The organism is Pseudomonas sp. L13, assembly GCF_009935965.1.
Lineage (GTDB): Bacteria > Pseudomonadota > Gammaproteobacteria > Pseudomonadales > Pseudomonadaceae > Aquipseudomonas > Aquipseudomonas lactis.
The window spans coordinates 192,120-200,979 of sequence record NZ_QODJ01000004.1 but is presented as its reverse complement, the minus strand read 5'-3'; the positions used below and the strand labels follow the sequence as shown (position 1 = coordinate 200,979).

Here is an 8,860-nt window from a genome sequence, read left to right as displayed (position 1 = left end):
CACGGTGGCGCCCGGTTTGCCGGTGACGGCCACGGTGCTTGTCGCGGCATTGGGTGTGTCCAGCGACGGTTTCAGCAACGGCACGCTGATTTGGGCCGTAGGCAGTGATTCGACATTGTTTACGGTTTGCGTGACCACCACCGGCTTATCGCTCTGGGTGACCGGTACTTGCAACACGCCTTTGCCTGCACTGTCCAGGATGACAGGCGTGCCCACAGGGGTGCCTGCGGCATCTTTCAACTGCACGGTTGCGCCTGGTTCACCGACGACGTCAAGGGTGCCGGTTTGCGGATCGACCGTGCCTACGACCGGTTTCAATAAAGGAATGCTGACAGCATCGCTCGCCGCAGATGTTGTCGTACCCGACGTCTGTACGGCTTTCAGGCTGTCGCCGCTGGTGTCCACCGGCAGTGTCAGTACGCCTTTGCCTGCGTTATCCAGAATCACAGGTGTGCCGACCGCTTTGCCCGTGCTGTCTTGCAATTGCACGGTGGCGCCCGGTTTACCGGTAACGGCCACGGTGCCTGTCGCGGCACTGGGTGTGTCCAGCGACGGTTTCAGCAGCGGCACGCTGATTTGGGCCGAAGGCAGTGACTCGACATTGTTTACGGTTTGCGTGACCACCACCGGCTTATCGCTCTGGGTGACCGGTACTTGCAACACGCCTTTGCCTGCACTGTCCAGGATGACAGGCGTTCCTACAGGGTTGCCCGCGACATCTTTCAACTGCACGGTTGCGCCCGGTTCACCTACCACGTCAAGGATGTCAGTCTGCGGATCAACCGTGCCTACGATCGGTTTCAATACGGGAATGCTCACCGCATCGCTCGCCGGGGATGTTGTCGCGCCAGAGGTCTGTACGGCTTGCAGATTGTCGCCGCTGCTATCCACCAACAGCGTCAGCACGCCTTTGCCTGCGTTATCCAGAATCACGGGGGTACCGACCGTTTTGCCCGTGCTGTCTTGCAACTGCACGCTGGCGCCCGGTTTGCCGGTAACGGCTACGGTGCCGGTTGCAGCATCGGGTGTGTCCAGCAGCGGTTTGAGCAGCGGCACCGTCAATGGAACAGTGGCCGGCGATTCGCTGTTGTTAAAGGTCTGAGTGACCGTCACGGCTTGATCGCTCAGGGTGGTCGGAATTTGTAGAATGCCCTTGCCGTCATTGCCCAGCGTGACCGGCGTGCCTACGGACGCACCCGTGCTGTCTTTCAGTTGCACGGTTGCACCTGGCTTACCTTCCACGATGAGGGAGCCAGTTTGCGGGTCGATTGCTCCCACGATGGGTTTCAATACCGGAATGCTGACCGCGTCGCTCGCTGGGGATGTGGTTGTGCCCGAGGTTTGTACAGCTTTCAGGCTGTCGCCGCTGGTGTCCACTGGCAGAGTCAGTGCGCCTTTGCCTGCGTTATCCAGAGTCACAGGCATACCGATTGCCTTGCCGGAACTGTCTTGCAACTGCACGGTGGCGCCTGGCTTGCCGTTCACCGGTAACTGGCTGGTGGCAGAATCGACGGGGCCCATCTGCGGTGCCAACAGTGGTACTTCAACGCGGGTCACAGGCGACTGGGTGTTCCCGTCCTTGATTACCACACCGATCTGTTCCTCGCTGACACTCGGCGGCAGTACCAGCGTACCCTGGCCCTTATCGTCCAGGGTGGTCGAATTGCCAATTGGGTTGCCGTCCTGATCCAGCAACTGCACAACGGAACCTGGTTTTCCGGTCACCAGCAACTGCCCGGTGACTGCATCAACGGCACCCAACTGCGGGGCCAGCAACGGCACTTTAACGTTTGTCACCGGCGACTCTTTGTCACCGTCCTTGATGAGGACACCGACCTGCTGGCCGCTGGTGTTACCCGGCAACGTAACGGTGCCATGGCCTTGATCGTCCAGCTTCACGGGTTTACCAATCGGATTGCCGCTTTGGTCCTGCAACTGAACGGTCGAACCCGGTTTTCCCGTAACCAGCACATTGCCTGTGGCAGGATCGACAACGTCCCGGCCTTCATCGCTTGTTGGTCTGCCCGTCAGGTTGCTGCTTGGATCCTGCAACTGGGTGGTCGAGCCCGGCTTGCCGGTCACCGGCAACTGACCGGTGGGGGTATCAACAGCACCCAACTGCGGCGCCAGCAACGGCACTTCGACGCTGGTGGCTGGGGATTGGGTGGTGCCGTCCTTGATCACTACACCAACCTGATCGCCACTGGTATTGGCCGGCAGCGTGATACTGCCCTGCCCTTTATCGTCCAGAGTGGTTGGGGTACCAACAGGGTTGTTGTTCGGGTCCAGCAGTTGCACGGTCGAACCCGGCTTGCCGGTGACTGGCAACGCGCCAGTTTCAGGATTGACTGCGCCCAACTGCGGCGCCAGCAACGGTACTTCAACATTGGTGGCTGGGGATTGGGTAGTGCCGTCCTTGATAGCTACACCGATCTGCTGACCACTGGTATTGGCCGGCAACGTAACGCTGCCCTGGCCTTTATCGTCCAGGGTGGTCGGGGCGCCAATCGGGTTCTTGTTCGGGTCCAGCAGCTGCACGGTCGAACCCGGCTTGCCAGTGACTGGCAACGCGCCAGTTTCAGGATTGACCACACCCAACTGCGGCGCCAGCAACGGTACTTCAACATTAGTGGCTGGGGACTGAGTAGTGCCGTCCTTGATGGCTACACCGATCTGCTGACCACTGGTATTGGCCGGCAGCGTGATACTGCCCTGGCCTTTATCGTCCAGGGTGGTCGGGGCGCCAATCGGGTTCTTGTTCGGGTCCAGCAGTTGCACGGTCGAACCCGGCTTGCCGGTGACTGGCAATGCACCGGTTTCAGGATTGACCACGCCCAACTGCGGCGCCAGCAACGGTACTTCAACATTGGTGGCTGAGGATTGGGTGGTGCCGTCCTTGATGGCTACACCGATCTGCTGACCACTGGTATTGGCCGGCAGCGTGATACTGCCCTGGCCTTTATCATCCAGGATGGTCGGGGTGCCAATCGGGTTCTTGTTCTGGTCCAGCAGCTGCACGGTCGAACCCGGCTTGCCGGTGACTGGCAACGCGCCAGTTTCAGGATTGACCACACCCAACTGCGGCGCCAGCAATGGCACTTCAACATTGGTGGCTGGGGACTGAGTAGTGCCGTCCTTGATGGCTACACCGATCTGCTGACCACTGGTATTGGCCGGCAGCGTGATACTGCCCTGGCCTTTATCATCCAGGATGGTCGGGGTGCCAATCGGGTTGTTGTTCTGGTCCAGCAACTGCACGGTCGAACCCGGCTTCCCGGTCACTGGTAACTGACCGGTGGCTGGATCCACAGTACCGAGCGTCGGCGTCATCAACGGTAAGCTAAGTGCCACAGAGGGGTCAGACTGAAGACCATCCGCCGTCTGAGTCGTGGTAATAGTTTGATGACTGGCATTCGCAGACAGTTGAGCTTCCGCGCGCCCATCACTGCCCAATGTACCCGAGGCAAGAACCTGCCCCCCCTGCCCCTTCACCTCAAATGTAGCGCCAGGACGGCCCTGGATAACGAGCTTGTTGTCCCGGGCATCAAAACTGATGACAGGCACAGGCGGCTTGGTAGCGCTGGCGGCACTGTTCCCACCGCCGCCACCGCCACCGCCATCTACCAGCGCCGCCGCACCGCCGATACCAAGGGCCCCAAGCAGCCACATGAAAGTGTTGTCGCCATCATCCACAAGCAGTTCATCGACATTCGAAATTTCTTTTAAAGAAAGCGATGCCTGATCTGGCTCATAGGTTGCGTGCCAGTACTTGCCTTGATGCTCCAGCACCAGTTCATTGTGCAGACCGTCAGCCGAGACAATAAAAAAACCTTTGAGAACGATCTGCTCACCCGTCGTTAACTCAATCACCAAATCGCTTCCAGCCTGAGTAGCAGACTTCAGCATGTCTGGATTCAACGAAATTTTAACGATACTGGGAGCTCTGAGAGTCGTCGGATTGCCCGCTACGTGCTCAATCAATTTTCCAGATTTGATATCTATCAGACTAACCTGAGCCATGCTTGCTTTCACTCCAAATATAAGGAGTCTGGCTGCGCCACCCTGAAGAAAAGACATTCAAAGGCCAAACAGCCAAACCAATAACGCCCGCAACCACTGATGGGTCCGGGCATTTACCGGCGCACATACTCGTAAGAAATCTCCTGCATATCTGTAGGACATTTCCCAGCATCATGGGGATTAATTGAAGCAGGTTTCACAGAAAGCGGGAGAAAACCCTGGCAATTGCTGACGGGCGCAGCCTGCACTGGCCCGTCTTCTTTTGTAATAATTACCGAATGGAGCCGATCAGGGGCGAAACCTCCCAACCTCCGCCCAACGCCTTGTAAAGCTGCACCTGACTGTCCAGCTTTAGCAACTGATCACTCAGCAGCCGTTGCTCAGCCGTGAACAGCAGTCGCTGGGCATCCAACAGGGTTAAATGGCTATCAACGCCCGTCTCGTAGCGCTGTTGCGCCAGGTCGAAATAGGCACGGCTGTCCGCTACCAGATCACGCTGCGCCTTCAACTGCTCACCATAAGTGCCCTGCGCCGCCAGGCCATCGGCCACCTCACGAAAAGCGGTCTGGATGCTCTTTTCGTACTGGGCAATGCTGATGTCTTTCTGGATTTCGGCGTAATCCAGGCTCGCACGCAGCCGGCCCCCGTTGAAAATCGGCACGCTGATCTGCGGGGCAAAGCTCCAACTGCCTTGGCCGCCGCTGAGCAGGTCACCCAACTCACTGCTGGCCGATCCAGCCGTGGCTGTCAGGCGAATCGAAGGAAAGAACGCCGCCCGCGCCGCGCCGATGTTGGCATTCGCCGCCAACAACAGATGCTCGGCCTGCAAGATATCCGGACGGTGACGCAACAGTTCGGACGGCAACCCCACGGGGATGTCCGCCAGGACGGCGCCCTCCAACGGCGTGCCTTTGGGCAGGTCATCAGGGATTTTGGCGCCCAGCAGTAGCCGCAGGGCGTTGACGTCCTGGGCAACTTGGCGGGTGTACTGCAGCTTTTGCGCCCTCGCGGTGTCGACCTGAGTACGTGCCTGGCGCACATCCAACTCGGAAGACGTTCCCGCCTGATGCGCATGACTGATCAGCTTCAAGCTGGCGCTGTAGCTCTCCAACGTTCTGGAGGTCACTTCAAGCAACGCTTGGTCGGTACGCCACGTCAGGTATGCACTCGCCACATCCGCGATCAAACCGATACGGATGCTGTTCTGCGCCTGCGCAGTGGCGAGGAAGTTTTCCAGCGCCGCCGCGTTCAGGCTGCTGACGCGTCCGAAGACATCCAGCTCATAAGAGGTGATGCCTACGTTCAACCCGTATTGACTCTGGATACCGGCGCTCCCCGAGCTTGCAAGATCCGCCGGCAGCCGCTGCCGATTGCCGCTGCCATTTACATCCACAGACGGAAACAGTGCCGAGCGCTGGATCCGGTATTGCGCACGATACGCCTGGACATTCAGGGCCGCGACACGCAGATCCCGGTTGCTCTCCAGGGCCACGGCGATCATCCGTCGCAGCCCGTCATCGCGGAAAAAGTCATTCCACAGCACGCGGGGCGCATTGGCCTCGATCATACCGGGCTGGGCATAGGCCGCCCCTTGTGGCCATGCATTTTCAGCAGGAACTTCAAGCCAGGTTTTTTTCGGAATCAGGCTGCACCCCGGCACGCCAATTCCGAGGCACACACAGAGCGCCAACGTTTTAAGCCTCATGCTTGCTCTCCCGACAGGGCGTTATCCGGTTGTTTGTTTTTGTTCAACAGGCCGGTGACGAACGTATAGAACAGGGGCACGAAAAAGATCGCCAGGAAGGTTGCCGCCAGCGTGCCGCCCACCACACCGGTGCCGATGGAGTGCTGGCTGCCGCTGCTCGCCCCGACCGCCCGGGCCAAGGGCAGCACACCCATGATGAAGGCAATCGAGGTCATGATGATAGGCCGCAATCGCAGGCGTGCAGCCTCCACGGCAGCCTCTACCAGCGTGCGCCCCTGGTGCTCATAAAGGTCCTTGGCAAACTCGACGATGAGGATCGCGTTCTTTGCCGCCAGGCCCATAGTGGTAAGCATCCCGACCTGAAAGAACACGTCGTTGGACAGCCCGCGCAGCAAGGTCGCGCACACAGCGCCAAGAATACCCAGCGGCACCACCAACAGCACCGACACCGGAATCGTCCAGCTCTCATACAGCGCGGCCAGACACAGGAACACAATCAGCAATGAGAGGACATACAGCATTGGCCCCTGCGCACCGGCGTGTCGCTCCTCATAGGACAAACCGGTGTAGGACATCCCGATACCCGCAGGCATTTGTGCGGCAATACGTTCAACCGCCAGCATGGCATCGCCGGTACTGTAGCCAGGCGCCGGTGTACCCAGGAGTTCGATGGCAGAGATCCCCCCGTAGCGTTCCAGCTTCGGCGAACCATACACCCACTTGCCCGTGGCGAACGCCGAAAACGGCACCATTTCGCCCTGTGCGTTGCGTACGTACCACTTGTCGAAGTCTTCAGGCGCGATGCGTGAGTCCTGGTCGCCCTGCACATACACCCGCTTGACGCGACCGCCGTCGATGAAGTCATTGACATAGGCCGAGCCCCAGGCGACCGACATCGTCTGGTTGATGTCGGCGATGGACACCTGCAGCGCCCGCGCCTGCTCATCATTGATGCTGACCTGGTACTGCGCTTCATCATCCAGGCCGTTAGGCCGGGTCAGCATCAACGTCGGCTCCTGTGCCGCCAACCCCAAGAACTGATTACGGGCAGCCATCAGGCCGGCATGCCCGACATTCCCGTTGTCCTGCAGGAACACGTTGAACCCGGTCGAGTTACCCATCTCCAGGATCGCGGGTGGCACCAAGGCAATCACGTTGGCGTCTTTGATTGCGCCGAACTTCGCATTCAAGCGCTTGGCGATAGCAAACACCGATAGGTCAGGCGATGTACGCTCGGCAAAAGGCCGCATGGCCACGAACACGATCCCGCTGCTCTGGCCGCGACCGGCAAAGTTGAAACCGTTCACGGTGAAGGCCGATGAAATACCAACGCCTTCGTCTTCCAACAGGAATTTACGCACCTGCCCCAGGACGTCTTCGGTCCGTTCTGCGCTGGCGTTCTGTGGCAGTTGCACCTGCACCGCCATGATGCCCTGGTCTTCGTCAGGCAAAAATGCCATTGGGATCTTGGTAAACAGCAACCCAGCTCCCACGGTCAATAACAGGTAAATACCCATGAAGCGCCAGCGCCGCGTGAGGATGCCTTTGACGCCGCGCTCATAACGCAGCGTGTTTTTTTCAAACGTGCGGTTGAACCAACCAAAGAAGCCTTTTTTCTCGTGCGCGCCGGCTTTGTGCGGCTTGAGCAAGGTGGCACACAGCGCAGGGGTAAATATCAGGGCAACCAGCACCGAAAAGCTCATCGCGGCGATGATGGTGATCGAGAATTGCCGATAGATCACACCTGCAGATCCGCTGAAGAACGCCATCGGCATGAACACCGCCGAGATCACCAGGCCGATACCCACCAACGCTCCGGAAATCTGGTCCATGGATTTGCGTGTCGCCTCTTTAGGCGACAACCCCTCCTCGGCCATGATCCGCTCGACGTTCTCCACCACCACGATGGCATCGTCCACCAGCAGACCAATAGCCAGCACCATGGCAAACATGGTCATCACGTTGATGGTGAAACCGAAGGCGAACAGCACACCGAACGTGGCCAGCAGCACCACCGGTACCGCCAATGAAGGAATCAGCGTCGCCCGAACGTTCTGCAAGAACAGGAACATCACCAGAAATACCAGCACGATGGCTTCGAACAGGGTGTAGATCACCGACTTGATCGAGGCCGCCACCACGGGCGAGGTGTCGTAGGGGAATACAATCTCGACCCCTTCGGGCAGGTAAGGCTTGAGCTCATCCGCGGTTTTCTTGACCGCCGCGACCGCATCCAGCAGATTGGCGCCGGTGGCAAGGCGCAACGCAAGCCCCGCGGCGGGTTTACCGTTGAACTGGCTAGAAATGGAGAAGTTTTCCGCTTGAAGCCCCACATCGGCCACATCTTTGATACGCACCTGCGAGCCGTCGGGATTAACCTTGAGCAGAATCTCGCGGAACTCGTCCACGGTGGTCATGCGCGTCTTGCCAATGATCGTGGCCGACAGCTCAATACCTTTACGTGCCGGCAAACCGCCGAGCATGCCGGATGACACTTGGACGTTCTGCGCCGAAATCGCACTCATGACGTCCTGGGGCACCAACTGATAGCTGTTCAGCTTGCCGGGGTCGAGCCAGATACGCATGGCGTTCTGCGCACCCAAGACCAAAAAATCACCGACGCCTTTGGTACGGGAAATAGGGTCCTGGAGATTGGCCACGATCAGGTTGCCCATGTCGAACTCCGACATTCGACCATCCGTGGATACCAGCCCCAGAATCAACATGAAGTTGACCTGATACTTCACTACCCGAATGCCTTGGCGCTGGACTTCTTCGGGCAACATGGGGGTGGCCAGTTGCAGCTTGTTCTGCACCTGCACCTGGGCGATATCCGGGTCGGTGCCCTGATCGAAGGTGACGATGATCTGCATGCTGCCATCGGTGTTGCTGGATGAGGAGATGTAACGTAACCCATCCAGGCCATTGAGCTGCTGCTCGATCACCTGTACCACGGTGTCCTGCACAGTCTGTGCCGATGCCCCCGGGTAGGTCACGGTAATCTGCACGGCGGGTGGCGCAATATTCGGGTATTGGTTGACCGGCAGCGAAATCACCGCCAACGCGCCCCCCAACATGAGCATCAAGGCAATAACCCAGGCAAAAATCGGCCTGTCGATAAAGAAACGGGACATG

4 protein-coding genes and 1 pseudogene are annotated in these 8,860 nt (G+C 58.9%); 1 reads left to right on the top strand and 4 read right to left on the bottom strand.

What is annotated here, in order from left to right; translation table 11 throughout:
* Positions 1-3,282, bottom strand: a 3,282-nt coding sequence (locus DK871_RS04715; RefSeq protein WP_256677374.1) for a hypothetical protein, incomplete at its 3' end; no start/stop codon positions are given.
* 120 nt (positions 3,283-3,402) lie between these two features.
* On the opposite strand from DK871_RS04715, the gene DK871_RS28950 reads away from it, so the two are divergent.
* Entirely contained in the window at positions 3,403-3,726 is a 324-nt protein-coding gene (locus DK871_RS28950; protein WP_256677373.1) for a hypothetical protein, read from the top strand.
* A 9-nt stretch (positions 3,727-3,735) separates the two neighbouring features.
* On the opposite strand, the pseudogene DK871_RS29620 reads toward DK871_RS28950, so the two are convergent.
* From DK871_RS29620 to DK871_RS04705, 3 genes and pseudogenes are all read right to left on the bottom strand, one after another.
* Positions 3,736-4,020 (bottom strand): annotated as a pseudogene (locus DK871_RS29620) (BapA prefix-like domain-containing protein); the annotation flags it as partial.
* A gap of 271 nt (positions 4,021-4,291) precedes the next feature.
* Positions 4,292-5,725, bottom strand: coding sequence for an efflux transporter outer membrane subunit (locus DK871_RS04710; RefSeq protein ID WP_161904152.1), 1,434 nt, complete (start codon positions 5,723-5,725; stop codon positions 4,292-4,294).
* Positions 5,722-8,859: an efflux RND transporter permease subunit gene (locus DK871_RS04705; protein ID WP_161904151.1), complete on the bottom strand. Its 3,138-nt coding sequence runs from the start codon at positions 8,857-8,859 to the stop codon at positions 5,722-5,724. The genes DK871_RS04710 and DK871_RS04705 overlap by 4 nt, the downstream gene beginning before the upstream one ends.
* Position 8,860 lies beyond the last annotated feature (1 nt).

What these genes read in the sequence shown, in the direction of transcription:
- DK871_RS28950 (WP_256677373.1), top strand. Translation starts at nt 3,403, where the DNA reads ATGACTGGCATTCGCAGACAGTTGAGCTTCCGCGCGCCCATCACTGCC.
- DK871_RS04710 (WP_161904152.1), bottom strand. Translation starts at nt 5,725, where the DNA reads ATGAGGCTTAAAACGTTGGCGCTCTGTGTGTGCCTCGGAATTGGCGTG.
- DK871_RS04705 (WP_161904151.1), bottom strand. Translation starts at nt 8,859, where the DNA reads ATGTCCCGTTTCTTTATCGACAGGCCGATTTTTGCCTGGGTTATTGCC.